Source organism: Streptomyces sp. NBC_01571, assembly GCF_026339875.1.
In the GTDB taxonomy this organism is placed as follows: Bacteria; Actinomycetota; Actinomycetes; order Streptomycetales; family Streptomycetaceae; genus Streptomyces.
Genome location: NZ_JAPEPZ010000001.1, coordinates 4,078,405 through 4,103,423, shown reverse-complemented (window position 1 = coordinate 4,103,423; position 25,019 = coordinate 4,078,405). Strand labels below are relative to the sequence as shown.

Below are 25,019 nucleotides of genomic sequence, written 5' to 3'. Positions count from 1 at the left end.
GCAGCCGGCCGGGCCGCTACCAGATCGCCTCGACCCACTCCGGGTGGTCGATGAACGGGTTGCGGTTGTGCTGGTAGCTGTCGTAGATGACCTGGTTGCGCTTCTCCTCGAAGGCGCTCGGCGGGTCCTGCTCGTTCCACTGCTTCAGCACGGAGAGCTTGCCGATGTACGGGGCGCTGCCGTTGTTGACCTTCTCGTCCGGCTCCAGGTCGGCGAACCCGTCGCCGCCGTCGTAGCGCACGGCCATGTAGAGGATCATGCGGGCCACGTCGCCCTTGTCCGCGTCGCGCGGCTCGAAGGAGTCGGAGTCGACGCGGCTGCCACCGCCGTTCGTCACCGCGCTGCCGCCGTTGTCGAAGTCGAGGTTGCCGCGGACGCCGTTGACCTGGACGTCCGCGGGACGCAGGTGGTGCAGGTCGGTGCCGGGGCCGGTCACCTCGCCGAAGTCGCCGTGCGACTTGGCCCAGGTGTGCTCACGGTTCCAGTCACCGACGTCGCCGCCGTTGAGGGACTTGCTGCGGGAGACGCCGCTGTACAGCAGGATCACGTTGTTGCTGTTGTTCGGGTCCTGGTCGGTGACCTTGAGCGCGTTCCAGACCGCGGAGTACGAGATCTTGCTCTGGCTGCTGATGATGGTGTGCAGCGAGGACTTGAGGCTCGCGCCGGTCTTGCCGACCGCGTTCTTGTAGTACGTGCTGTCGTACGTGGTCGTCGCGGCGCTCGCGGGAGCCGCGGTGACCGTCGGCAGGGTGAGGCCCACCAGGACGGCGGATGTGGTCAGCGCCAGCGTCTTCCAGCGGCGTATGTGCGTTGTCGCGGGCATCGTGGGGAGTCCGTTCTACGCGTGTTGATCGAGCGGGCAACCGGAGCGTGACATGGACATGCGATGCGGGCAATGAACGGGCGGTGTCGGTTCCGTGTCGGAATCCGGCAGGTCGCCTTCCGCGCGGGCTATATGACGCGCCGAGCGGCCCCCGACCGGGGAGGAGCCGGGGGCCGGGTTTCCGGAGCCGGTCGGCGGTACCTGAGGGGATCGGCCGACGTCCGGCGGATCCAGGCGGTGGAGCGTCGCCGTGGCCGAACCCGGCCCGGTGGACATGGTCTTGCTGTACGCGCCTTCACCGCGGTGGCGTTCTTCTTCCCCCGGGCGGTCGCCGCGGCGCCGGCGACGTGTCGGTGTCGCGTTCGATGGCGACGGCGATCGGGGTGAGCGCCGGGACGAGCGCGGCGATCGTGGCGGCCGCGTGGCCGAACGCCCGTTTCACCGGGGAGTGCGGGATGCGGAGCGTGCCCGGCGCGGCCATGGCGCCGGCCGCGGTGCCGTACTCCTGGAAATCGTCCGGCTCCGGGCTCCACGGCTTCCACGGTTCCGCGGTCCACAGCGGGACCCGGAGCCGGAAGGCGTGGGGCTCGGCGCGCAGGTGAGGGACGCCGGCACGGGGGCGGCGGCACGTACTCGCACCCCGCGAACACACGTACAACTTTCGGTCACCCCCGCGAGTCATGACAGTCGGGTGCGCCGCAGGCGCGCTCGTACTGGTCGACAGGGGATGGGGAACCTCCATGACTCACCGGATATCCCGGCGTGCCCGGATGCTCGCAGCGAGCCTCGGCGCCGGGGTGCTCGTGCCGTTCGCGGCGGCTGCGGCACCGGCCTCGGCCGCCGCGGCGCCGCAGGTCAGCTGCACCTCGGCCAAGGCGGGCCTGGCCGCCAAGCTGCAGAAGGACATCACCGCGGCCGTGAAGAACCGCGCGGGCACGATCGCCGTCGGCCTCTACGACCGGACGACGAAGACGACCTGCACCCTGCGCGCCACCTCCGCCTACGACTCCGCCAGTGTGGTCAAGGCCACCGTGCTGGCCACGCTGCTGTGGGACGCGAAGAAGCACAACCGGTATCTGACCAGCCGTGAGCAGACGCTCACCACGGCCATGATCACCAAGTCGGACAACGCCGCGACCACCACGCTGTGGAAGCAGCTCGGCGTGACCAAGGTGAAAGGTTTCCTCGCCGCCGCCGGGATGACCGAGACCAAGCCGGGCGCGAACGGCTACTGGGGTCTCACCCAGATCACCGTGCGCGACGAGCAGAAGCTGCTCGCGCTCCTCACCGCCAAGAACTCCGTGCTGAGCGACAACTCCCGCGCGTACGAGCTGAAGCTGATGGGCAAGGTCATCTCCTCGCAGCGCTGGGGCACCCCGGCCGGAGCGCCCTCCTCGGTCGCCGTGCACGTCAAGAACGGCTGGCTGTCGCGCTCCACGCACGGCTGGCGCGTCCACAGCATCGGCACCTTCAACGGTGCAGGTCACGACTACATGATCACCGTGCTCACCCACGGGAACAGCACCATGAGCTACGGCGTCAGCACGATCCAGGGTGTGGCCAAGGCGATTCACAAGGACCTCGTGCCGGCCACCTCCACGAGCGGCGCGAGCGTGCTGCGGTACGTGCCCACCGGCACCCCGCAGGAGGCGTCCGTGCCCGCGCCCGCGAGCTGACAGCGGTCACCGCGGACCGGCGGCGGCCACCTCGCCGACCGCCGCCGGCCCGCCCGGGCCCTCACCGGCCCCGCCCGTTCGCCCTCCGGCGCCGTCGAGAGCTGCCCCGCCAGGCCCTGGATTTGGTACGAGGGCACCGTCGGCAGTCTCTCCGGACCCGCCGTGGACCCCGACGCATCCGTCGCCACGCCCTTCGGCCCGTCCCCGCTCACCGCACCGGCCGCACCCGATACGGCCGCCTCGGCCTGTTCCCGGTCGGCGACGACAACCGGACCGCGGCGCGGACCACCCGTCCGTACTCCCTGCGCGTGCGACTGCCACGGACGGTGAGGGAATGATTGTTGCGGAGGGATGAAATCCGCTTCGCCCGGTGTTGGTGTCTTCCGGCGGAGTGAGATCTACGGAAGGCACCGGCGTGGCAGGTCAACGGGGATGGGCAGGGCGACTCGCCGGGTACGCGTGGCGGTACCCGAAGGACGTGCTGCTCGCGCTCGGGTCCGCGCTCGGCGGCATGGCCGTGCTGGCGGTCGTCCCACTGATCACGAAGGTGATCATCGACGACGTCGTCGGGAACCACACCCGCTCCATGGCCCCCTGGGCGGGCGCGCTGATAGCGGCCGCCGTGGTCGTCTACGTCCTCACCTACATCCGCCGCTACTACGGCGGACGCCTCGCCCTCGACGTCCAGCACGACCTGCGGACCGAGATGTACGACACGATCACCCGGCTCGACGGACGCCGCCAGGACGAACTGTCCACCGGACAGGTCGTCGGCCGGGCCACCAGCGACCTCCAGCTGATCCAGGGCCTGCTCTTCATGCTCCCGATGACCATCGGGAACGTGCTCCTCTTCCTGATCTCGCTCGGGATCATGGCCTGGCTCTCCCTGCCGCTCACCCTGGTCGCGCTGGCCGTCGCGCCCGCCCTGTGGTTCGTCGCCAAGCGCAGCCGCTCCAGGCTGCACCCCGCCACCTGGTACGCGCAGGCCCAGGCCGCCGCCGTGGCGGGCGTCGTCGACGGCGCCGTCAGCGGCGTCCGCGTGGTCAAGGGCTTCGGCCAGGAGGAGCAGGAGACCGGCAAGCTCCGGGAGGTCGGCCGACGGCTCTTCGCCGGACGGATGCGGACCATCCGGTTCAACGCCCGGTACACCCCCGCCCTCCAGGCCGTGCCCGCCCTCGGTCAGGTCGCGATGCTCGCGCTGGGCGGCTGGCTCGCCGTACGGGGACAGATCACGCTCGGTACGTTCGTGGCGTTCTCCTCGTACCTCTCCCAGCTCGTCGGGCCCGTGCGGATGCTCGCGGTGGTCCTCACCGTCGGGCAGCAGGCCCGGGCCGGCGCCGAGCGCGTGCTCGAACTGATCGACACCGAACCGGCCATCCAGGACGGCACCAAGGCCCTCCCGGCCGACGCGCCCGCGACCGTCGAGTTCGACGACGTGTCCTTCGCCTACGAAGACGGTCGGCCGGTGCTCAACGGGCTGACCTTCGAGATCCGGCCCGGCGAGACCCTGGCCGTCGTCGGCTCCTCGGGGTCCGGCAAGTCGACGGTGTCGCTGCTGATGCCCCGCTTCTACGACGTCACGCACGGCGCCGTCCTCGTCGGCGGCCACGACGTCCGCGAGCTCACGCAGGAGTCGCTGCGCGCCGCGATCGGCCTGGTCCCCGAGGACTCCTTCCTCTTCTCCGACACCGTGCGCGCCAACATCGCCTACGGCCGCCCCGACGCGACCCAGGAGGAGATCGAGCAGGCCGCCCGGGCCGCCCAGGCCGACCGCTTCATCACCGAGCTGCCCGCCGGCTACGACACCAAGGTCGGCGAGCACGGCCTGACCCTCTCCGGCGGCCAGCGCCAGCGGGTCGCCCTCGCCCGCGCCATCCTCACCGACCCGCGCCTGCTCGTCCTCGACGACGCCACCTCCGCCGTGGACGCCCGTGTCGAGCACGAGATCCACGAGGCGCTGAAACAGGTCATGGAGGGCCGCACGACCCTGCTGATCGCACACCGCCGCTCCACCCTCAACCTCGCCGACCGCATCGCCGTGCTCGACGGCGGCCGGCTCGCCGACATCGGCACCCACGAGGAGCTCCAGGACCGTTCCCCGCTGTACCGGCGGCTGCTCACCGACCCGGACGAACTGGGCGGGGTCTCCCCGGGACACGCCCAGCCCGTGGCCGCGGCCGAGGACACCTCGGTACGGGAGGAGCTGGACGCCGAGTTCGACGCCGAGCGCGGTGTCACCCCGCATCTGTGGACCGGCGACCGCGAGCCCAGGGACAACGCGCTGGCGGGCATGCCGGCCACGCCCGAGCTCCTCGCCCAGGTCGAGGCGCTGCCCCCGGCCACCGACATCCCGGCCATCGACGAGGCACGCGCGGTCACGCCCGAGGAGTCGTACGGACTGCGCCGGCTGCTGCGCGGCTTCGGACTCCCGCTCCTGGTGAGCCTCGGCCTGGTCGCCGTCGACGCCGGCATGAGCCTGCTGCTGCCCGTGCTGATCCGGCACGGCATCGACCAGGGCGTCTCCAGGATGGCCCTCGGCGCGGTCTGGGCCGCGGCGGCCCTGGCGCTGGTCACCGTGCTCGTCCAGTGGTCGGCGCAGATCGGCGAGACGCGGATGACGGGACGGACCGGCGAGCGGGTCCTGTACTCGCTCCGCCTGAAGATCTTCGCGCAACTCCAGCGCCTCGGGCTCGACTACTACGAGCGGGAGCTGACCGGGCGGATCATGACCCGGATGACGACCGACGTCGACGCCCTGTCCACCTTCCTGCAGACCGGCCTGGTCACCGCGTTCGTCTCCGTCGTCACCTTCTTCGGCATCATGGGCGCACTGCTGGTGATCGACGTCCAGCTGGCGCTGGTCGTGTTCGTGACACTGCCGCCGCTGGTCGTCGGCACGTTCTTCTTCCGCCGGGCGAGCGTGAAGGCGTACGAACTCGCCCGCGAGCGCGTCTCGGCGGTCAACGCCGACCTCCAGGAGTCGGTCTCGGGACTGCTGATCCTGCAGGCCTTCCGGCGCGAGCGCGCGGGCAGCCGGCGGTTCGCGGAGGGCAGCGCCGGCTACCGCGCGGCGCGCATCCGCGGACAGTGGCTGATCTCCGTCTACTTCCCCTTCGTGCAGCTGCTGTCGTCGGTCGCGGCGGCCGCGGTGCTGATGGTGGGCGCGCACCGGGTCGACGCCGGGACGCTGACGACCGGCGCGCTGGTCGCCTACCTCCTCTACATCGATCTGTTCTTCGCGCCCGTGCAGCAGCTCTCCCAGGTCTTCGACGGCTATCAGCAGGCGACGGTGTCGCTGGGCCGCATCCAGGAGCTGCTCCAGGAACCGACGTCGACACAGGCCGCCGCCGAGCCGCTGGAGGTGCTCTCCCTGCGCGGCGACATCGCCTTCGAGGACGTCGGCTTCGCGTACGGCGACGACGAGGAGGCCCTCAGCGGTGTCTCCCTGAGCATCCCGGCCGGGCAGACCGTCGCCTTCGTCGGTGAGACCGGTGCGGGCAAGTCGACGCTGGTGAAGCTGGTCGCCCGCTTCTACGATCCGACGGGCGGCCGGGTCACCGTCGACGGCACCGACCTGCGCGCCCTCGACATCACCTCCTACCGCCACCGGCTCGGGGTGGTCCCGCAGGAGGCGTACCTCTTCCAGGGGACGGTCCGCGACGCCATCGCCTACGGCCGCCCCGGCGCCACGGACGCCCAGGTGGAGGCCGCCGCCCGCGCGGTCGGCGCGCACGAGATGATCGCCACGCTGGACGGCGGCTACCTCCACGAGGTGGCCGAGCGCGGCCGCAACCTCTCCGCGGGCCAGCGCCAGCTGATCGCCCTGGCCCGCGCCGAACTCGTCGACCCCGACGTCCTGCTCCTCGACGAGGCCACCGCCGCGCTCGACCTCGCCACGGAGAGCCTGGTCAACCAGGCCACCGACCGGCTTGCAGGCCGCCGTACGACCCTGGTCGTCGCCCACCGGCTGACCACGGCCGCCCGCGCGGACCGGGTCGTGGTCATGGACCACGGCCGGGTCGCGGAGGACGGCACGCACGACGAACTGCTCCTGCTCGACGGCCGGTACGCGGAGCTGTGGCGGACCTTCGTGGGGGCGCCGGAGCCGGAGGAGCCGGTCGGTTCCTCCGCCTGACGCCCGCCCGCTCAGCCCTTCTGCTTGATGTCGGAGATCTTCTTCGTCGACAGATCCGACTGGACGGCCAGATAGGTGTACGTCGGGTGCTGCGCGGAGCCCCAGGTCAGGCGGACGGTCGACCAGGTGTGGCCCGCGCCGCTGTCGCCCGCCGTCACCTTCCAGGCGCGCGGCACGTCCTGGGCACGCAGGACGCCGTCGGCGTGCTCACGGCTCTCCCACCCGGCCAGCCGGGTGCGCAGGCCCGAAGTCAGGTAGAAGGAGCGCAGCTGGGAGCCGAGACGGCCGGCGCCCTGGTCGGTCACGGCGTCGATGTAGGCGCCGTAGAAGTCGGCCACCCGGTCGTACGCCGGGCCGTTGGCGCCGCCGCGTACGGGCGGGGGAGCGGGGGAACCGGCGAACGCGGGCACGGAGGCTCCGGCCGCGGCGAGGAGCGCGGCGCCGACGAGCGCGCCGACAGCGGCGCGGGAACGGGACGTGCGGGACCGGTTCGAGCGGGAACGGGACGTGCGGGACATCGGGTACCACCTTTCGCTTTTCTGACCAGTTGGACACCGGCTAAAGCGGCGCGGTTGCCCCGAAAACGGAAAAAAACCCGTCCGGGTCACCGGGCGGGGGCGGACGGCCGGGCGCACGCAACCATCCGACATACGTTCTGCGTCCGTACACCAGTACGCTCAATGGTCGGGGAGGGGCGATTGTGGACAGTGGTGCGATCCGTCGGCGCATGGCGCTCGGCCTGGCTGTGCTGACCGCCTCCGGGCTGCTCGCGTTGGTGTGCCCGGGGAGCGCGCAGGCCGCTTCGTACTGCTCGGGACGCAAGGTGCGCACGGTCCCCTTCGCGACCGGCTCCGTGCAGCTCTACCGGAGCGGCGGTTACGTCTGCGCCGTGACGGTTCCCAAGGAGCAGCAGTCGAAGAAACGGCCGATGTCGGTCAGCGTGCAGGCGCGCGGCAACCGGCCGGTGGTCGACGCGGGCCGCTTCACGCACCACGCGGGCCCGGTCACCGTCCACGCGGGCCACCGCTGCGTCCGCATCAGGGGCTCGGTCGGCTCGGGTTCCGTGAGTTCGGGCTGGATCCTGTGCTGAGCTGGGCGGTCCCGGCCGGGGGCCCGGCGATTCTCGGCTGAATCACAGAGAAGTCACAGGGTTCCCTCAAGTCCCCCTGGTGTCACACCCATTGCTCCGCTAGGTTCCGGCGGACATCTGTGTAACTCCAGGGGAGGGTGCATGCGCAAGGCGCTCAGATGGCTGCTGGCGCTCACGGTGCTCATAGGCACGCTGAGCACGGCCGGGGCGGCCACCGCGGCCGAGCCGGAGGCCACCACCGGCACGACCGGCACGACCGGCACGACCACCGGGGACATCAAGGACCGTCTTCTCGCGATACCGGGCATGAGCCTGATCGAGGAGAAGCCGTACACCGGCTACCGCTTCTTCGTCCTCGACTACACCCAGCCGATCGACCACCGGCACCCGTCCAGGGGGACGTTCCAGCAGCGCATCACGGTGCTGCACAAGGACACCGCCCGCCCGACGGTCTTCTACACCGGCGGCTACAACGTCTCCACGACCCCGAGCCGCCGCGAGCCGACCCAGATCGTGGACGGCAACCAGGTCTCGATGGAGTACCGCTTCTTCACCCCGTCCCGCCCCCAGCCGGCCGACTGGTCCAAGCTCGACATCTGGCAGGCGGCCAGCGACCAGCACCGCATCTTCGAGGCCCTCAAGCCCGTCTACACCCAGAGGTGGATCTCGACGGGCGGCTCCAAGGGCGGTATGACCGCCACGTACTACGAGCGCTTCTACCCGCGCGACATGGACGGCGTGGTCGCCTACGTCGCCCCCAACGACGTGGTGAACGACGAGGACTCCGCGTACGACCGCTTCTTCAGGAACGTCGGCACCAAGGAGTGCCGCGACAAGCTGAACGCGGTGCAGCGCGAGGCGCTGGTGCGCCGCGAGCCGCTGGAGAAGAAGTACGCGCAGTACGCGGCCGACAACGGCTACACCTTCACCACGATCGGCAGCCTGGACAAGGCCTACGAGGCGGTCGTCCTCGACTACGTGTGGGGCTTCTGGCAGTACAGCCTGCTCGCCGACTGCGCGACGATCCCGGCCGACGCGCCGCACGCCACGGACGACGCGATCTGGGACTCCGTCGACACCATCTCCGGCTTCTCGGCCTACACAGACCAGGGCCTGGAGACGTACACGCCGTACTACTACCAGGCGGGCACCCAGCTCGGCGCGCCCACGATCCACTTCCCCTCCATCGAGAAGAAGCTGATCCGCTACGGCTACCAGCCGCCGCGGAACTTCGTGCCGCGCTCCATCCCGATGACCTTCCAGCGGTCGGCGATGCGGGACGTGGACACATGGGTCGCGCACCACGCCCACCACATGCTGTATGTCTACGGCCAGAACGACCCGTGGGGCGCGGAGCGCTTCCGCCTCGGCAGGGGCGCCCGTGACGCGTACGTCTTCACCGCCCCCGGCCTCAACCACGGTGCCAACGTCGCCGGTCTCGTCCCCGACGAGAAGGCGCTCGCGACGGCCCGCATCCTGCAATGGGCCGGTGTCGCCTCCGCGGCCGTCCAGGCCGACCCGTCGGCGGCCCGGCCGCTGGCCGGATTCGACGCGAGGCTCGACCGGCGCGACATCGAGCGCGAGCCCGCGCTGCGCCCGTAAGGCGCGACTGCGCCCGCCCGCCGGTCATACCGGGCGGGCGCAGCCCACCGGTCTGCCGCCGCCCAACTGGACGTAGAGAGCCGTGCTGGACGGGCACTTGGAGCGGTCGACGACCGCCGAGGTCACCCGGTACTGCGGGGGCTTCCTGCCCTTGCCGTCGCAGGCGGTCTCGCGGACCTGACCGCTGCCCGCGCTGTAGACGCAGTCGCCGACGATCGTGCGGGGACCTCCGCCGCCGCCCGGGTCACCGGGGTGCGGGGCCTCCAGCTTGCGCATGCAGGCGTAGCCCTGCGGGACCGCGCCGTCGCCGTTCTCGTCCGCGGTGGGCCGGGTCTCGCTGATGTGCAGGACGAAGTCGGTGGCCGGCGGGCACAGCGGACCGTCGGCGACCCTGCCGTCGTAGCGGGCGATCACGCGCGCGGCGGCCCGTTCGCTGGTGCAGGGCACCTCGGTGAAGCTGGTCGTCCCGAAGGAACTGCACTCGGCGACCTCGAGGAACACCGCGCCGTAGCCGGAGGGTCGGGCCGAGGTCGTCACCGGGCGGGGTTCGGCGTCGTCGGAGGCCGACCAGCGATCGCAGCCGGCGAGCGCGGTGACGGCCAGCAGCAGCGCGCACACCGCCCCGACGCAACGCCGACCCACCGAGCTGGCTCGCATGTCTTCCCCCCGATACCCCTGCCCAGCGTGACCCGCCGCGGCGGGCACACGCCAGACATCCGGGGTGCTTTGCGTCTGTCGGGGGTGGTGCGTCCGGTCTGCGACGTAGGGCTAATACGTCATTCCGTACCCGATCGGATACAGCACCTGAGCAGGGTCGTCCGCCCGTTGCACCGCGACCGGAAGCCTGCCCCGCGGCTTCGCCCGGCCGGCGATCACCCGTGCGGCGGCCCGCAGTTCGACGTCCGTCCAGGAGTACGCCGCCAAGTGGGCGTCGGCAGACGGAAGATGCGCCACGTCGTACGGATTGCGGATGGCGATCACGACGACCGGGACGCCGGTGGCGACCAGCCGCTCGACGAGCGTCCGCTGGGAACTCGCCGCCGTGACGTTGTACGTCCCGACGATGACGGCGTCCATCCCTGAGGCGGCCGCGACCGCCCGGCCGATGGCCGCCTCGGTCGGCGCCGTCCCCGTGGACAGCGCCGTCGCCGTGAAGCCCAGCGCGGTCAGGGCGGTCGCGAGGACGGTGGTGGGCGGGCCGTCGGTGCCGGAGGGCGAGGCGGGGTCGGCGCCCACGACGAGCACGTTCCTGTGCGCACGGCGGGAGAGCGGCAGCAGGCCGCGCTGGTTGACCAGCAGGGTCGTCGTGCGTTCGGCGATCCGGTCGGCCGCCCTGAGGTGGGCCGCGGTGCCGACCGCGCGGTCGACCCCGCCGTCGCCGACGTACGGGTTCTCCAGCAGCCCGAGTCTCGCCTTGAGGCGCAGGACGCGCAGGAGCGACTCGTCGAGGCGCGCCTCGGTCAGCTCGCCGCCGCGCACCGCGTCGAGCACGGCGTGCCAGGCGACGTCGATGGACGGCGGGTTGAGGAGCTGGTCGACGCCGGCCTTCAGGGCCAGTACGGGGACGCGGTCGTCACCGTACTTCGTGCGCACGCCCTCCATGCCGAGCGAGTCCGTCACCACGACACCGTCGTAGCCGAGTTCCTCGCGCAGGATGCCGGTGAGGATCGGGTGGGAGAGCGTGGCGGGGTCGCCGGCCGGGTCGAGCGCCGGGACCATGATGTGGGCGGTCATGATCGAGTCGATGCCGGCCCGGATCGCGGCGCGGAAGGGCACGGCGTCGAGACCCGACCACAGCTCACGGCTGTGCGTGATGACCGGGAAGCCGAAGTGGCTGTCCACGGCGGTGTCGCCGTGCCCCGGGAAGTGCTTGGACGTGGCGGCCACGCCCGCGCTGCGGTATCCCTGCACCTCGGCCGTCACCAGCTCGGCCACCGCGTCCGGGTCGGCGCCGAAGGAGCGCACGCCGATGACCGGGTTGGCCGGGTTGACGTTCACGTCGGCGACCGGGGAGTAGTCCTGCCGGATGCCGAGCGCGCGCAGTTCGGTCCCGCTGAGCCGCCCCACCGTGCGGGCGTCCTCGCGTGAACGGCCCGCGCCCAGCGCCATCGCGCCCGGGAAGAGCGTCGCGGGCTTGCCGACCCGGGCCACTATGCCGTGCTCCTGGTCCGTGGAGATCAGCACGGGCAGGCCCCGCGGCTGGGCCAGGGAGACCTGCTGGATGCCGTTGGACAGAGCCGCGATCTGGTGCGGGTCGCGGGTGTTGTGGGCCCAGGTGAAGTAGATGATGCCGCCGACGCGGTAGCGGGCGATCAGTTCCGCCGCCGTTCTGACGCCGAGTTCGGCGAGGTTGGCATCGATGTCGGCCTGGTCGGGGGCGGTGGCCGAGTGGCCGTACACGCGCATCACGAAGAGCTGGCCGACCTTCTCCTCCAGCGTCATGCGGGAGATCAGGGCGCGGAGTGACGTTTCGTCATGATGGCCCCCGGCGGCCCGGGCGGGGACCGTGCCCAGGGCGAGAGCGGCGGTGGTCGCGGCGGTGGCGGCGAGAACCGTACGTCTGGACGGTGGTGCGGTGCTTCCCGTGCTGGAGTCGCGCACGAGCGCTCCTTCCCTCGTGAAGGAAACTTCCGAGGAGACACGAATATCCGGGAAGTTTCTTCCAGTCAAGGGTGTGCACAGTAGCCGGACAGGGGCCGTCACCGGCGCAGTTGGAGGGGGGCGCGCCGGTGACGGCGTGCTGCCGGCCGCAGGCGGCGGAGAGGGTGGTCAGCGATCGCAGCCAGCAGCGAGGCCGACACCGCACTGCGAGACTCGTGCGGCAGCATGCGGATTGGACGGGCCGGCACGGGTCCGGGTTCCCGGATAGCGGCTGATCGCCGAAGTCGGTACGGGAGTGCCGGGCGGGTCCGGTGAGGCGTCGAGGCGCTGCTCACGGCGCGTCGTGCCGGGACGCCGAGGACCAGTGGGACCGAAGGGTGCGAACCGTCTCCGCGATGGCAGGACGCCGTGCCGCGCCGGTGCGCCACACCGCGTACAGCCGCCGTACGGGCATCGGGTCCAGCGGCACCTCCACCACCCCGTCGGGAAGCGCGCCACGCCCGAGCCGGGGGAGGAGCGCGACCCCGAGCCCGGCCGCGACCAGGGCGACGAGGGTCGGGTTCTCGTCCGCCTGGTGGACGATGTCCGGCTCGCAGCCCGCCGCGCGCAGGGTGCGCACCAGCCAGTCGTGGCACACCCGGCCGGGCGGCTGGCAGATCCACCGTTCGCCGGCCAGCTCCTCCCGCCGCACGGACGCCCGCCCGGCGAAGGGATGCCCGGCGGGCACGAGGAGGTCGCACAGGTCGTCCCCGATCACCGCCTGCTCCACGCCCGGCGGAGCGGGGAGCGGCGCGATGTCCCAGTCGTGCGTGACGGCCACGTCGACGGCGCCCTTGGCGACCAGGTCCACGGAGAGATGGGGGTCGATCTCGGTGAGCCGGGCGTCGAGGGCCGGATGCCGGACGGCCAGGTCGGCCAGTACGGCGGGCAGCAGCCCGCGTGCCGCACTGGCGAACGCGGCGAGGTCCAGCCGGCCCGCGGGCACCCCGCGCCGCTCCTCGAGCTCGGTCTCGGCCCGCTCCACGATGGCCATCAACTGCTGTGCGGTGGAGGCTAGTTGGAGGGCCTGCTCGGTGAGCCGCACACCGCGTCCGCGCCGTTCGAGAAGTACGGTCCTGGTCTCCCGCTCCAGTTTGGCGATCTGCTGGGACACGGCGGAGGGCGTGTACCCGAGCGCGGCCGCGGCGGCGCCGACCGTGCCGTGCACGGAGACGGCGTGCAGGGCGCGCAGACGCTGGAGATCGAGCACGGCCCACCCCTTCCATCAGGAATGCTTCATCCAACCATGCAGCAGGATTCGCTGGTGCTTAACGGTTCACGGGCGTGATCCTCGACCCATGCGACCCGCCCACATCTGTCTCGCCGTCCTCGTCGCCGCCGTCTGGGGTGTGAACTTCACGATCGTCGAGGTCGGCCTCGGCCACTTCCCGCCCCTGCTCTTCTCGGCACTGCGCTTCCTGGTGGCCGCCCTGCCCGCGGTGTTCTTCGTGGGGCGGCCCAAGGTCGCGTGGAAGTGGATCGTGTCGGTCGGACTGGTCCTGGGCGTCGCCAAGTTCGGACTGCTCTTCATCGGCATGGACGCCGGGATGCCGGCCGGCCTGTCGTCCCTCGTCCTCCAGATCCAGGCCGTCTTCACGGCCCTGATCGCCTACGTCGTCCTGGGTGAACGGCCCACCGGTGTACGGCTCACGGGTATGGCGGTGGCCCTGTGCGGGGTGGGCCTGGCCGCCGTGGACGAGGGCACCGGCGGCCCGCTCGGCGCCTTCGCGCTGGTGATCGCGGCGGCGGCCTGCTGGGGCGTGTCCAACGTCCTCACCCGCAGGGCGTCCCCGCCCGACTCCCTCAACTTCATGGTTTGGGTGAGCACCGTCCCCGTACTGCCGCTGCTGGGCCTCTCGCTGCTGACGGAGGGCCCGGCCCGAGACCTCGACGCGCTGCGCGCCCTCGACTGGCGGGGCGCCGGAATCGTGGTCTACGTCGCCTGGATCACGACCGTCCTCGGCTTCGGGGCATGGGGGTGGCTGCTGCACCGCCACCCCGCGTCCACCGTCGCGCCCTTCTCCCTGCTGGTCCCGGTCTTCGGCATGTCGTCCGCGGCCCTGTTCCTGGGCGAGTCGGTCGGCCCCCTGCGCTGGGGAGCGGCGGCGCTGCTGGTGGGAGGGGTGGCCCTGACCTCCCTGGCACCCTCATGGACGGCCCGCGCGCCGGTCCGTCCGCCGGACGGACCGGCGCGGGACCGGATCGGGGAGCAGGCGTGAGCGCACGGCCCTGGCCGACATCCCCGGGTCCGAGCCCGGGCGGTGGATGCCGGCCGGTCAGTGCGGGATGCCGTCGATCAGTTCGCGGGCGCCCTGGCGCAGCAGGGCGACGGCGACCGAGGTGCCGAGGGTCGCGGCGTCGAGACGGCCCGCCCACTCGTGCGCGTTCAGGACCGTCTTGCCGTCCGGAGTGAACACGCAGGCGCGCAGCGACAGTTCGCCGCCGCCGCCGACCTTCGCGTAGCCCGCGATCGGCGAGTTGCAGTGGCCCTGCAGCACGTGCAGGAACATGCGCTCGGCGGTGGCCTCGCGGTGCGTGTCCGGGTCGCCGAGGTCGCTGATCGTCTCGATCAGGTCCGTGTCGCCCTCGCGGCACTGGAGGGCCAGGATGCCCGCGCCGATCGGCGGCATCATCGTCTCGGGCGACAGGGTCTCGCTGATCACGTCCGCGCGGCCGATGCGTTCGAGCCCGGACACCGCGAGCAGCAGTGCGTCCGCCTCACCCGCCGCCAGCTTCTCCAGCCGGCGGTTGGCGTTGCCCCGGAACGGCACACACTCCAGGTGCGGGTGCGAGGCGGCCAGCTGGGCGACGCGCCGCACCGAGGAGGTGCCGATCCGGGTGCCCTGCGGCAGCTCGTCGAGGGTGAGCCCGGCGGGGTGGATCAGCGCGTCGCGGATGTCGTCCCGGGCCAGGAAGGCGGCGAACATCGTTCCCGCGGGCAGCGGGCGGTCCGCGGGGATGTCCTTCACGCAGTGCACCGCGAGATCGGCCTCGCCCGCCAGCAGCGCCGCGTCGACCTCCTTGGTGAACGCGCCCTTGCCCTCGACCTTGGACAGGTCGCCCATCCACTTGTCGCCGGTGGTCCTCACCGGGACGACCTCGGTGCGGATCTCTGGACGGAGCGCGCTCAACTCGGTTCGTACGCGCTCCACTTGGGCCAAGGCCATGGGGGAGTCGCGGGAGACGATACGGATCAGTTCCGGGGCCGACATGCCGACCACGATAGCCGGTTTGCCGGGGGTGAGTGGGGGGTAAGGCGATCGCCCCAGGTGGTGGCGGGGAGGCGGCGCGGTGGTCCTCGAACACGGGTGGGGCGGTGGGTGCGGAGAGGGGGCGCGGCGACGGGGTACGGTGCCGGTCCGCGCGGGGCGGTCCGGTGCCGGGTCCGGAGGGGCCGGGGCGGGCCTACGCCGACTCGTTCAGCAGACGCCCGAGATGGTCCCGGCCCGGGCCCAGCAGTTCCGGTAGCGGCGCGGCGGCCTCGTACCACCGCTTCTCGTACTCCCAGCACAGCCAGCCGTCCCAGCCCTCCCGGGAGAGCAGCTCCACACACTCCGCGAGCGGCAGAACACCCGCGCCCAGCGGGAGCGGGGTGGTGTCCTCGGCGGACGCGATGTCCTTGACCTGCACATAGCCGAGGTACGTGCACAGGGCCGCGTACGTCGACGGCGGCTCCTCGCCGCCGAGCCAGGTGTGCATGACGTCCCACAGCGCGCCCACGTGGTGATGGCCGACCAGACCCAGGATCCGCATCGCGTCCGCGCCGGTGCGGTGCGAGTCGTGGGTCTCCAGCAGGATGCGTACACCCACGTCGGCGGCGTACTCCGCGGCCGTGCCGAGCCGTCGCGCCGCCGTCGAGTCGGCCTCCTCGGCGCTCTGGTCGGCGCTCGCGCCCGGGAAGACACGGACGAACGGGGCCGACAGGTCCCGCGCCAGGTCCAGCAGTTCGCGGATCTCGGCGACGACGTGGGCGTCGTCACCGGGCGCCGCCACCCGCGTGTACCCGGCCAGGCCCATGATCTCGACACCGCCCGCCTCGAACGCGGCGGCCACCCCGGCCCGCTCGGCCGGCCCGAGCCCGGGGTGCACCGGTTCCTCGGGGTGCGCGCGCAGTTCCACGCCGTGATAGCCGTGCGCGGCGGCGAGTCGTACGACGTCGGGGACGGGGAGCCCGGGCACGCCGAGCGTGGAGAAGGCCAGCTTCATGGACCGGGACCCTACCCGGCACTCCGGATCATCCGGGGGAGCCGTGCAGATCCAGTCGCCAGTCCTGGCCGACGAGATCCGCGCCGAAGGAACGGTGCGGTTTCTCGGCGACGAGGGAGAAACCGTGGCGCTGGTAGAGGTGGCGGGCCGAGGTCAGGACGTCGTTGGTCCACAGGACGAGGTCCCGGTAGCCGCCGTCCCGCGCGAAACCGACGACCGCCTCGACCAGCCGGTCGCCGATGCCGAGGCCGCGGGCGTCCGGCTCGACGAGGAGCAGACGCAGCCGGGCCGTTCCCGGGGCGTCGTCCCGCGCGCACATCACGCACCCCACCGGCCGCCCGGCCAGCTCGGCGATCCAGGCCCGCTCCAGGTGCGGATCGTGATCCTCGGCGAAGTCCGCGACGATCCGGGCGACCAGACCTTCGTAGTCGGTGTTCCAGCCGTACTCGGCGGCGTACAGCGCGGCGTTGCGCTGCACGATCCAGCCGAGGTCGCCGGGGACGGGCTCGCGCAGCACGACGTCCTCGCGGTGGTGGCGCGCACCCGGGGCGGGGCGGGGGCGGTGGGCGGACAGGAGGGTGCGCACGGTGTGCATCGCCTCGGCGAGGCGGGGACGGTCGTCGGCCGGGACGGTCGCCAGCAGGGCTCCGACGGATTCCCGTGAGCGCTCGTCCAGGACGGCAGCGGTCTCCCGGCCGCGCTGGGTGAGTGTGATCCGGCGGCGGCGCGGGTCGCGCGGCGAGGGTGCCCGTTCGATCAGGCCGTCCTGCTCGAACTTGCTCAGGATCCGGCTCAAGTATCCGGAGTCCAGCGACAGTTCGGCACGGAGGTCGGCGGCGTCGGAGTGCGGGGAGTGCGCGAGCTCGTACAGCACGCGTGACTCGGTGAGGGTGTACGGGGCGTAGAGGTGGCGGCCGTAGTCGAGTGCGCCGATGACGTTCGTGTAGAAGCGGTTGAAGGAGCGGATGTCCTGGACGGTCATGGTCAACCCCGGATGTCGGCTCTGGCTGTCGGCTCTGGGTGATCGGTGCGGGTGGATCTGGGCGAGTGGTGGGGACGGTTGACTCAGTCAGAGGTACGGGTCGAGCGTACGGGCGCGGATGAGGTGGAGTCCACGGGGCGGACGTGTCAGCCATGACCCTGGCCGTCGGGACGTCGCCCGGCCGTCGCCGGTGCTTGGCCGCCTTACGTGGGCTCCCCGACCGCCGGCGCCGCGGCTGCCGGACGACACGGCGGAGCAGTTGGAGAAGGCGAAGGAGTGAGGTGGCGACGCTGCCGAAGCCGACGCTTCCCGGTGCCGACCAGTCCTTCCCGCACCGGGAGCGGGGGCGGCGGCCGCACGTGTGAGTAGTGCCGGCCCGCGGTCGGTGGGTGGGTCGGGGCCGTGCCGGTGTGTCGAGGCCGTCGCCGCCGGATCAGGCGTGGGCCGGGCATGGGAGCCGCTGCTCGATCCGAACGTAAGCGACGGCCTGCGACACACCGGCACGGCCCCTCGCGTGGCACGGGCGGCTGCGGGTGCGGGGGCGAGGTGTGGTTTTTCAGCCCGTCCGGCGTTTGAGGACGAGCCCTTCGGGCGAGCGGGGGTCCAGGGGGCGCAGCCCCTTGGCGGGGGCTGGGGCGGAGCCCCCGGGTACGGGATGGGTCGGGTAGGGGCGGCGGGGGCGAGGAACGGTTTGGGGGGCGGGCCGTGGGCGTCCGGCAGGAGGACGGGGGCCTCAGGTCTTGGGGACCCCGGTGGACCCCCGCACCATCAACTCCCCCCGCACCGTGGCGATCCCCCCGGGCGGAGCCTCTTCACGGCCCATCGCGACCCGCCCCGCCCGCGCCCCCGCCTCCGACAACGGCAAGCGCACCGTCGTCAGCGCCGGCACCGCGTCGATGCTGAACGGCAGATCGTCGAACCCGGCGACCGACACATCGTCCGGGATACGCAGCCCCGCGTCACGCAACGCCGCACACGCGCCGAGCGCGACGGTGTCGTTCGCGGCGACGACAGCCGTCAGCCCCGGCTCCCTGCGCAGGAGTTCGACCGTCGCCTCGTACCCGGAACGACGGTCGTAGCGCCCGTGAACGGTCCACCGCGGATCGTCCTCGATCCCGTGCGCGGCGAGCGCGGCCCGGTGCCCCTCCAGCCGGTGCCGGGTCGTGGTCCGCTCCTCGGGCCCGGCGATGTACCCCATCCGCCGGTGTCCGAGCCCGATCAGATGCTCGGTGAGCCGCTGCCCGCCACCCCGGTTGTCGAAGGTCAGCGCGATCGCCTCGGGGGCGTCCGGCGCGGGCGGACGACCGCACAGGACCACCTGGGTCCCCGCCTCCCCGAGCTTGCGCAGCTTCGCCGCGACCGCCGCCGCGTGCGGCGCGTCCTCTACGGCGCCGCCGGTCAGTACGACCGCCGCGGCGCGCTGCCGCTGCAGCAGCGTGAGGTACGTCAGCTCGCGCTCCGCGATGCCGCCGGTGTTGCACACCACCCCCAGCCGCTCCCCGCCCGCACGCCCCCCGGGGCCCTCGATCTCCGACTGGATCGCGGCCGCCATGATCCCGAAGAACGGGTCGGCGATGTCGTTGACCAGGATCCCGACCAGGTCGGAGGTGGCGGCGGCCAGCGAACTGGCGGGCCCGTTCAGTACGTAGTCCAGGTCGTCCACCGCGCGCAGCACCCGCTCGCGCGTGGACGCCGCGACGGGATAGTTCCCGTTCAGCACCCGGGACACGGTCGCGGGCGAGACCTGCGCCCGCGCCGCCACGTCCGCCAGGGTCACGGTCATCTCGTCGTCCTCCGGTCACGCGTCGCGTTGTCGTCGTGCTGCAAACAGGCGGGTGCGAGGAGCCGGGGCGCCGAGGCGCGCGGCCAGGCGTCGCGCACACCCCCGCACCCGTGTACGCCCGCCACGTGCGGGTCCATCCGATCGTGCCCGCGCCCCCAAGTCCAGCCGTCCGGGCGGTCGAACATCTCGTCATCCGCGTGGTCTTGTCCGATCGGCTGGACAGAGGCTAGCTTCTCTCTTGGATAGAAAGCGCTTGCTGTCACGCTCGTCAGTGGGGGCGTACGCGGCGCGGAACCCGCGTACGAAGGGGAAGACGTGACACGCAAGACGGTGCGTATCGCCATGAACGGCGTGACGGGACGCATGGGATACCGCCAGCACCTCGTCCGCTCGATCCTCGCCCTGCGCGACCAGGGCGGTCTGGATCTGGGCGACGGCACGGTGCTGTGGCCCGAGCCGGTACTCGTCGGCCGCCGCGCCCACGCCCTGAGGACGCTCGCCGAGCGGCACGGGCTGGAGCACTGGTCGACGGACGTGGACGTGGTCCTCGCCGACCCGGACGTCGACCTCTACTTCGACGCGCAGGTCACCTCCGCCCGCGAGGAGGCGATCAAGAAGGCCATCGCGGCAGGGAAGCACATCTACACCGAGAAGCCGACCGCCACCGGCCTGGACGGCGCCCTGGAACTGGCCCGGCTCGCCCACGCGAAGGGCGTCAAGCACGGGGTCGTGCAGGACAAGCTCTTCCTCCCGGGGCTGCTGAAGCTCAAGCGCCTGATCGACGGCGGCTTCTTCGGGCGGATCCTGTCCGTGCGGGGGGAGTTCGGCTACTGGGTCTTCGAGGGCGACTGGCAGTCCGCCCAGCGTCCCTCCTGGAACTACCGCACCGAGGACGGCGGCGGCATCGTCGTCGACATGTTCCCGCACTGGGAGTACGTCCTGCACGAGCTCTTCGGCCGGGTCACCTCCGTCCAGGCACTCACCGCCACCCACGTCCCGCAGCGGTGGGACGAGCAGGGCAAGCCGTACGACGCCACGGCCGACGACGCCGCGTACGGCGTCTTCGAGCTGGAGGGGGGTGCCGTCGCCCAGATCAACTCCTCCTGGGCCGTTCGCGTCAACCGTGACGAACTGGTCGAGTTCCAGGTCGACGGGACGGAGGGGTCGGCCGTCGCCGGGCTGCGCAACTGCCGTGTCCAGCACCGGTCCGCCACCCCCAAGCCGGTCTGGAACCCCGACATCCCGGCCGCCTACTCCTTCCGCGACCAATGGCAGGAGGTCCCCGACAACGCCGATTTCGACAACGGTTTCAAAGCCCAGTGGGAGCTGTTCCTGCGGCACGTCTACGCCGACGCGCCCTACCACTGGGACCTCCTGGCCGGCGCCCGCGGCGTGCAGCTCGCCGAGCTGGGCCTGAAGTCCTCGGCCGAGGGCCGCCGTGTCGACGTGCCGGAGATCTCGCTGTGACCGTCCGTCTGCCGGACCCGGCGGGCGGGGTGAGGCTGTACGAGCCCCGCGCCGAGCCCCTCGCCCTCACCACCGGGTCGCCCCTCACCTCCCGTACGGTCTTCTCGGCGGCGCACGTCGTCGCCGACCCCTACGCCGACGTGTCCCCCGACTCGCCCGCCGCCGTCGACTGGGACGCCACCCTCGCCTTCCGCCGCCACCTGTGGTCGCACGGCCTCGGTGTCGCCGAGGCGATGGACACCGCGCAGCGCGGGATGGGCCTGGACTGGGCCGGCGCGGCCGAACTCATCCGCCGGTCGGCGGCGGAGGCGAAGGCGGTCGGTGGCCGGATCGCGTGCGGAGTGGGGACCGACCAGATCACCGCCGGCTCCCTGGCGGAGGTCCGCGCCGCGTACGAGGAGCAGCTCGCGCTCGTCGAGGAGACCGGCGCGCAGGCCGTCCTGATGGCCTCACGGGCCCTGACCGCCGCCGCGCGGGGCCCCGAGGACTACCTCGACGTCTACGGGCATCTCCTGCGCCAGGCCTCCCGGCCGGTGGTCCTGCACTGGCTGGGCCCGATGTTCGATCCGGCGCTCGAGGGCTACTGGGGGTCGAGCGACCTGGACGCGGCGACGGACGTCCTCCTGGAGGTGATCGCGGCCCGTCCCGACAAGGTCGACGGCATCAAGGTCTCCCTCCTCGACGCCCGGCGCGAGGTCGGCCTGCGCCGCAGGCTCCCGCACGGGGTCCGCTGCTACACGGGCGACGACTTCCACTACCCCGAGTTGATCGCGGGCGACGAACAGGGCTTCAGTCATGCCCTGTTGGGCATCTTCGACCCGCTGGGACCGCTGGCGGCCGAGGCGGTGCGGGTGCTCGACACGGGTGACGTGAAGGGATTCCGCGAGCTGCTCGATCCCACCGTCGAGCTGTCCCGTCACCTTTTCCGGAGGCCGACCCGCTTCTACAAGACGGGAGTCGTCCTCCTGGCGTGGCTCGCCGGACATCAGGGGCACTTCACGATGGTGGGCGGCCTGCAGTCGGCCCGTTCCCTCCCGCACCTCGGCCGTGCTTACGAACTGGCCGACGGACTGGGGCTGTTCCCCGACCCGGCCCTTGCGGAGACCCGGATCAAAAACCTGCTCGCGCTGTACGGGGTGGACCAGTGAGCCCGGCCGGCCCGGTGAGGCCGGTGGGCGACGTCCTTGAGCGGTTCAGCATCAACCAGATGACCGTCAGACAGCTCACGATGCCCGAACTGGTCGCCGCCTGCGCCGAGTTCGGTGTCCGGGGCGTGGGGCTGTGGCGGGAGCCGGTCCGGTCCTACGGCATCGGGGCGACCGCCAGGCTCGTGCGGGACGCGGGCCTGTCGGTGACGACACTGTGCCGCGGGGGGTTCCTCACCGCGATCGAGCCCGCCGAGCGTGCCCGTGCCCTGGCCGACAACCGGGCGGCGGTCGACGAGGCCGCGACGCTCGGCACCGACACACTGGTCCTGGTCTCCGGCGGTCTGCCGGCCGGGTCGAAGGACCTGCGCGGCGCCCGTGAGCGCATCGCCGACGCGCTGGCGGAACTGGGCCCGTACGCCGCCGGGCGCGGCGTACGGCTGGCCGTCGAGCCCCTCCACCCGATGTACGCCGCCGACCGCTGTGTCGTCTCCACCCTCGCTCAGGCACTGGACCTCGCGGAACGTTTCCCCGCCGACCAGGTGGGCGTCGCCGTCGACACCTACCACGTCTGGTGGGACGACACCGCGCCCGCCCAGATCGCTCGCGCGGGGGCGTCCGGACGTATCCACACCTTCCAACTCGCCGACTGGACGACCCCGTTGCCCGAGGGCGTCCTCAACGGCCGCGGCCAGATCGGCGACGGTGCCGTCGACATGCGGGAGTGGCGGGGGTACGTGGAGGCGGCGGGCTACGCCGGTCCCATCGAGGTCGAGCTGTTCAACGACGGGCTCTGGGCCCGGGACGGGCGGGAGGTGCTGGCGGAGACGGTGGCACGGTTCGTGGAGCATGCCGGGTAGCCGGGTAGCCGGGTAGCCGGTGGTGGGCAGCTGCGCGGGGTGGCGTCGGCGCCCGTCGCCGGAGCGTGCGGAGGTTACTTCCGTGTTCCGTGGGCGGCCCGCTTGGTCAGGACCGACAGCAGCACCGGGATCACCAGGTCGATCACCCGGGCCACCGTCGCCGGAGGCAGCCCCGTCTTCCTGGCGACCGCGTTCGCGGCCGGCCTGCTGATGCGGGCGAGCAGGCCGCCCATCAGGCCGCCGGTCCCCATGCCGCCCAGGCCGCCCAGGGTGGCCACCCCGCTCAGCGGGGCCTCCTGCGCTTCCGCGTAGGCCTGCTGGACCTCCCCCGGATCCGTGACCGCACGGTCCTGGATGCCTCCCGAGAATTCCGAGACCGTCGTGCCGACGACCTCGCGCGCTCCGGCCGCGTCCGTGCCGAGCAGACCCGCGATCTCCTGGAGCCCGGCGTCGTCGAGCGCGTCGAGCACATCCTTCTGGAGTGGCTCCTCGTTCATGCCGCACACGCTACGTGCACCCCGGTCGGTCGGCACGCCGAAAAAATCCCGGAAGTACGTACAACCCTCCCCGCACCTGGTGGGTCGTACTTGGCATCAGGACTTCTGGAGGGGGATCTGGGGGGATCGCGGGGGTTCTGATGCGGAGGGGAACGCGAGGGGGCCCGGTCGACGGACCGGGCCCTCTCGAAGCATTCCGGCCTCCGCTCGCGTCCCCGCCTCCGCTCATGGCCGGGACCGGTGCACGGGCCGTGACCCACGGGGAGCGGCTGAATCCGCCGTTGCCCGCGTGACGGCGGACGCCCACGCTGCTCCCTGAGCCGGACGACGGTCGATTCGGGGGGCGGATCCCGTGCTGCGCATCCACTTCACGCCCGAGGACTTCACCCGTATCCGGGTGGCGGGCACCCCCGACCCGCTCTGGGAGATCACCTGTAGCCTGCACAGGCTCCAGACCACGCGCGGGCGCTGGGCGTACGCCGACTGGTACCGCACCACCCGGGACACCCTCGCGGGCACTGGGCTCGGTGCGGCGGTCCGCCGGCTGCTCGTCCCGGTCCTGCCCCGCGCGCTGTACCTCCCCGACTTCCTCACCCCGTACGAGGCCGTCGACGGGCTGGACCGGGGACTGGCGGCGATCGTCGACACCCCGCCCGCCCGCGTCGCCCACGAGGTGGGTCTGCTGGACCGGCTCAGCGGAGCCCCGTCCTGGGCACCCCGGCTGGTCGAACGCGGCACCCGCGAGGAGCTCGTCAAGGCTCTGCGCGCCTACCACGAAGCGGTCATCGCGCCGCACCACGACCGCATCTGCGCGGGGATCGCCGGGGAGCGCGCGCTGCGGGCCCGCCAGACCCTCGACACCGGCATCGACGGGCTGCTCGCCGGTCTGTCGCCGGTCATGCGCTGGCATCCACCGGTCCTCCACGTCGACTACGTGGAGGACCGCGACCTGTATCTCGGCGGCCGCGGGCTGCGCCTGGTCCCGTCGTACTTCTGCTGGCAGTCGCCGATCTCGATGGCCGACGACTCCCTGCGACCGGTGCTGATCTACCCCCTGCACACCTCCCGGCCGCCCGCCGCCGGGCCGGCCGCCGACGCCCCCCTCGCCGCGCTGCTGGGCGGGACCCGCGCCGCCGCCCTGCGGTCCCTGGCCCTGGGCGCCACCACCTCGGAGCTGGCCCGCTTCCTCGGGGTCTCGCCCTCCACCGCCACGCACCACACCACGGTGCTGCGCGACGCGGGGCTGATCACCAGCAGGCGGTGGCACAACACCGTGCTGCACACCCTCACCCCGTTGGGGGCGGCGTTGCTCCGCCGGACACCGGTGGCCCCGGGAGGCCCGGCGGTCCGGCACTGAGTTCCGGTCATGACCCACGGTCCGCGGCAGGCGAAACGCGCCCCGGACCGTCCCACCAGCCCCACCGGCCGCACGGTCACCGCCGGAGCAAGGGACTCCGCCGCCGGGCCGGGCACTTTCGAGCCCGGTCGAAGGTCGTGGTCCGCACGGGCCGGCTCTGCGAGCGTCTGCGGCGTGCACCCCGGACGCGGCAGCCACTGTCCGTCCGGACCCACGGCCGTGTGCACGAGCGACGGCACGACCGAACACCGGAACACCGGAACACCCGGAACAACCGGAACACCCGGAACACCGAAAAGGGGAAGCATGAACAGAGCCATCGCCGCCGGCGCGCTCGCGCTCGTTTCCGCCGCGACCTGTCTGACGCTCGCTCCCGCGGCCTCCGCCGCCCCACAGGCCTGTGTGACCTCGACGCTCACCACCGGGGGCAACGAAGGCGTCGGAACCATCCGCAACAAGTCCGCCACCAGCAGCTGCGGCGACCTGAACCTCACCTACTCGGACGACTCGACCTCCCCGTACGGGGACTACTACGCCGGCCGGCTGCGCAACTCCAGCGGCGTCTGGCACACCTGCAGCAAGGGCTACGTCTGGGCCTCCGACGGCAGCCACAGCGTCAACGACTCCACGTACTGGCTGTGCACCGACGTCTCCGACAACACCCCGTTCACGGTGGCGAGCCAGCTCGACGGCGGCGACTCCGTCAAGATCACCCATTGACCGGGAGCGGAGCGTTCGCCGACCCGGTCCCTGTCG

The 25,019-nt window shown here is 72.2% G+C and carries 21 protein-coding genes and 1 pseudogene; 12 read left to right on the top strand and 10 right to left on the bottom strand.

Annotated features, from left to right (window positions below; all coding sequences use genetic code 11):
- Positions 1-16 precede the first annotated feature (16 nt).
- Complete coding sequence (locus OHB41_RS18410) at positions 17-823, bottom strand: endonuclease I family protein (protein ID WP_266699327.1); 807 nt, start codon at positions 821-823, stop codon at positions 17-19.
- 365 nt (positions 824-1,188) lie between these two features.
- Here OHB41_RS18410 and OHB41_RS18405 point away from each other — a divergent pair, with 365 nt between their 5' ends.
- The 3 genes from OHB41_RS18405 (at position 1,189) to OHB41_RS18395 (ending at position 6,634) form a co-directional block, all read left to right on the top strand.
- Entirely contained in the window at positions 1,189-1,425 is a 237-nt protein-coding gene (locus OHB41_RS18405; protein ID WP_266706574.1) for a hypothetical protein, read from the top strand.
- 138 nt (positions 1,426-1,563) lie between these two features.
- Complete coding sequence (locus OHB41_RS18400) at positions 1,564-2,499, top strand: serine hydrolase (RefSeq protein WP_526024932.1); 936 nt, start codon at positions 1,564-1,566, stop codon at positions 2,497-2,499.
- A gap of 415 nt (positions 2,500-2,914) precedes the next feature.
- Positions 2,915-6,634 carry an ABC transporter ATP-binding protein gene (locus OHB41_RS18395; protein WP_266699326.1) on the top strand — a complete coding sequence of 1,240 codons (3,720 nt, stop codon included), beginning with the start codon at positions 2,915-2,917 and terminating at the stop codon, positions 6,632-6,634.
- Positions 6,635-6,645: 11 nt separating this feature from the next.
- Here OHB41_RS18395 and OHB41_RS18390 read toward each other — a convergent pair whose 3' ends face one another.
- Positions 6,646-7,152: a hypothetical protein gene (locus OHB41_RS18390; protein ID WP_266699325.1), complete on the bottom strand. Its 507-nt coding sequence runs from the start codon at positions 7,150-7,152 to the stop codon at positions 6,646-6,648.
- 182 nt (positions 7,153-7,334) lie between these two features.
- Between OHB41_RS18390 and OHB41_RS18385 the strand changes: the two genes are divergently transcribed.
- Together OHB41_RS18385 and OHB41_RS18380 are read left to right on the top strand one after the other, a co-directional pair.
- Positions 7,335-7,724, top strand: a complete 390-nt coding sequence (locus OHB41_RS18385; protein ID WP_266699324.1) for a hypothetical protein — start codon at positions 7,335-7,337, stop codon at positions 7,722-7,724.
- Positions 7,725-7,865: 141 nt separating this feature from the next.
- Positions 7,866-9,326 carry a S28 family serine protease gene (locus tag OHB41_RS18380; RefSeq protein ID WP_266699323.1) on the top strand — a complete coding sequence of 487 codons (1,461 nt, stop codon included), beginning with the start codon at positions 7,866-7,868 and terminating at the stop codon, positions 9,324-9,326.
- Positions 9,327-9,350: 24 nt separating this feature from the next.
- Here the strand turns inward: OHB41_RS18380 and OHB41_RS18375 are convergent, their stop codons facing one another.
- The 3 genes from OHB41_RS18375 to OHB41_RS18365 form a co-directional block, all read right to left on the bottom strand.
- Positions 9,351-9,983 (bottom strand): hypothetical protein, encoded by a 633-nt coding sequence (locus tag OHB41_RS18375; protein ID WP_266699322.1) that lies wholly within the window; start codon positions 9,981-9,983, stop codon positions 9,351-9,353.
- Positions 9,984-10,094: 111 nt separating this feature from the next.
- Positions 10,095-11,927 (bottom strand): glycoside hydrolase family 3 protein, encoded by a 1,833-nt coding sequence (locus tag OHB41_RS18370; protein ID WP_266699321.1) that lies wholly within the window; start codon positions 11,925-11,927, stop codon positions 10,095-10,097.
- Positions 11,928-12,258: 331 nt separating this feature from the next.
- Complete coding sequence (locus OHB41_RS18365) at positions 12,259-13,176, bottom strand: LysR family transcriptional regulator (RefSeq protein ID WP_266699320.1); 918 nt, start codon at positions 13,174-13,176, stop codon at positions 12,259-12,261.
- Positions 13,177-13,264: 88 nt separating this feature from the next.
- On the opposite strand from OHB41_RS18365, the gene OHB41_RS18360 reads away from it, so the two are divergent.
- The gene (locus OHB41_RS18360; RefSeq protein ID WP_266699319.1) at positions 13,265-14,185 is read left to right on the top strand and encodes an EamA family transporter; all 921 of its coding nucleotides are present in this window, start codon (positions 13,265-13,267) and stop codon (positions 14,183-14,185) included.
- 57 nt (positions 14,186-14,242) lie between these two features.
- On the opposite strand, the gene hemC is transcribed toward OHB41_RS18360, so the two are convergent.
- The 3 genes from hemC to OHB41_RS18345 form a co-directional block, all read right to left on the bottom strand.
- A complete protein-coding gene (hemC, locus tag OHB41_RS18355; RefSeq protein WP_266699318.1) occupies positions 14,243-15,178 on the bottom strand; it encodes a hydroxymethylbilane synthase in 936 nt (311 codons plus the stop codon).
- A 193-nt stretch (positions 15,179-15,371) separates the two neighbouring features.
- The gene (locus tag OHB41_RS18350) at positions 15,372-16,172 is read right to left on the bottom strand and encodes a sugar phosphate isomerase/epimerase family protein (RefSeq protein WP_266699317.1); all 801 of its coding nucleotides are present in this window, start codon (positions 16,170-16,172) and stop codon (positions 15,372-15,374) included.
- A gap of 28 nt (positions 16,173-16,200) precedes the next feature.
- Entirely contained in the window at positions 16,201-17,154 is a 954-nt protein-coding gene (locus OHB41_RS18345) for a bifunctional helix-turn-helix transcriptional regulator/GNAT family N-acetyltransferase (protein ID WP_266699316.1), read from the bottom strand.
- Between the two features lie 217 nt (positions 17,155-17,371).
- Between OHB41_RS18345 and OHB41_RS18340 the strand changes: the two are divergent.
- A pseudogene (locus tag OHB41_RS18340) lies at positions 17,372-17,519 on the top strand (phospholipase); the annotation flags it as partial.
- 368 nt (positions 17,520-17,887) lie between these two features.
- On the opposite strand, the gene OHB41_RS18335 reads toward OHB41_RS18340, so the two are convergent.
- The gene (locus tag OHB41_RS18335) at positions 17,888-18,937 is read right to left on the bottom strand and encodes a LacI family DNA-binding transcriptional regulator (RefSeq protein ID WP_266699315.1); all 1,050 of its coding nucleotides are present in this window, start codon (positions 18,935-18,937) and stop codon (positions 17,888-17,890) included.
- A 315-nt stretch (positions 18,938-19,252) separates the two neighbouring features.
- On the opposite strand from OHB41_RS18335, the gene OHB41_RS18330 reads away from it, so the two are divergent.
- Genes OHB41_RS18330 through OHB41_RS18320 form a run of 3 tightly spaced genes read left to right on the top strand, consistent with a single transcriptional unit; the run spans position 19,253 to position 22,409 of the window.
- Positions 19,253-20,404, top strand: coding sequence for a Gfo/Idh/MocA family protein (locus tag OHB41_RS18330; RefSeq protein ID WP_266699314.1), 1,152 nt, complete (start codon positions 19,253-19,255; stop codon positions 20,402-20,404).
- Entirely contained in the window at positions 20,401-21,552 is a 1,152-nt protein-coding gene (locus tag OHB41_RS18325) for a dihydrodipicolinate synthase family protein (RefSeq protein ID WP_266699313.1), read from the top strand. The genes OHB41_RS18330 and OHB41_RS18325 overlap by 4 nt, the downstream gene beginning before the upstream one ends.
- A gap of 59 nt (positions 21,553-21,611) precedes the next feature.
- Complete coding sequence (locus OHB41_RS18320; protein WP_266699312.1) at positions 21,612-22,409, top strand: sugar phosphate isomerase/epimerase family protein; 798 nt, start codon at positions 21,612-21,614, stop codon at positions 22,407-22,409.
- A gap of 74 nt (positions 22,410-22,483) precedes the next feature.
- Here the strand turns inward: OHB41_RS18320 and OHB41_RS18315 are convergent, their stop codons facing one another.
- Complete coding sequence (locus OHB41_RS18315; RefSeq protein WP_266699311.1) at positions 22,484-22,906, bottom strand: DUF937 domain-containing protein; 423 nt, start codon at positions 22,904-22,906, stop codon at positions 22,484-22,486.
- 352 nt (positions 22,907-23,258) lie between these two features.
- Here OHB41_RS18315 and OHB41_RS18310 point away from each other — a divergent pair, with 352 nt between their 5' ends.
- Together OHB41_RS18310 and OHB41_RS18305 are read left to right on the top strand one after the other, a co-directional pair.
- Positions 23,259-24,263: an ArsR/SmtB family transcription factor gene (locus OHB41_RS18310; RefSeq protein WP_266699310.1), complete on the top strand. Its 1,005-nt coding sequence runs from the start codon at positions 23,259-23,261 to the stop codon at positions 24,261-24,263.
- A 306-nt stretch (positions 24,264-24,569) separates the two neighbouring features.
- On the top strand, positions 24,570-24,983 hold the full coding sequence (locus OHB41_RS18305; RefSeq protein WP_266699309.1) for a hypothetical protein: 414 nt from the start codon (positions 24,570-24,572) through the stop codon (positions 24,981-24,983).
- The last annotated feature ends 36 nt before the right edge of the window (positions 24,984-25,019 follow it).

Coding starts and splice junctions, on each gene's coding strand:
- OHB41_RS18410 (WP_266699327.1), bottom strand. CDS start 823: ATGCCCGCGACAACGCACATACGCCGCTGGAAGACGCTGGCGCTGACC.
- OHB41_RS18405 (WP_266706574.1), top strand. CDS start 1,189: ATGGCGACGGCGATCGGGGTGAGCGCCGGGACGAGCGCGGCGATCGTG.
- OHB41_RS18400 (WP_526024932.1), top strand. CDS start 1,564: ATGACTCACCGGATATCCCGGCGTGCCCGGATGCTCGCAGCGAGCCTC.
- OHB41_RS18390 (WP_266699325.1), bottom strand. CDS start 7,152: ATGTCCCGCACGTCCCGTTCCCGCTCGAACCGGTCCCGCACGTCCCGT.
- OHB41_RS18380 (WP_266699323.1), top strand. CDS start 7,866: ATGCGCAAGGCGCTCAGATGGCTGCTGGCGCTCACGGTGCTCATAGGC.
- OHB41_RS18375 (WP_266699322.1), bottom strand. CDS start 9,983: ATGCGAGCCAGCTCGGTGGGTCGGCGTTGCGTCGGGGCGGTGTGCGCG.
- OHB41_RS18360 (WP_266699319.1), top strand. CDS start 13,265: ATGCGACCCGCCCACATCTGTCTCGCCGTCCTCGTCGCCGCCGTCTGG.
- hemC (WP_266699318.1), bottom strand. CDS start 15,178: ATGTCGGCCCCGGAACTGATCCGTATCGTCTCCCGCGACTCCCCCATG.
- OHB41_RS18350 (WP_266699317.1), bottom strand. CDS start 16,172: ATGAAGCTGGCCTTCTCCACGCTCGGCGTGCCCGGGCTCCCCGTCCCC.
- OHB41_RS18345 (WP_266699316.1), bottom strand. CDS start 17,154: ATGACCGTCCAGGACATCCGCTCCTTCAACCGCTTCTACACGAACGTC.
- OHB41_RS18335 (WP_266699315.1), bottom strand. CDS start 18,937: ATGACCGTGACCCTGGCGGACGTGGCGGCGCGGGCGCAGGTCTCGCCC.
- OHB41_RS18320 (WP_266699312.1), top strand. CDS start 21,612: ATGACCGTCAGACAGCTCACGATGCCCGAACTGGTCGCCGCCTGCGCC.
- OHB41_RS18315 (WP_266699311.1), bottom strand. CDS start 22,906: ATGAACGAGGAGCCACTCCAGAAGGATGTGCTCGACGCGCTCGACGAC.
- OHB41_RS18305 (WP_266699309.1), top strand. CDS start 24,570: ATGAACAGAGCCATCGCCGCCGGCGCGCTCGCGCTCGTTTCCGCCGCG.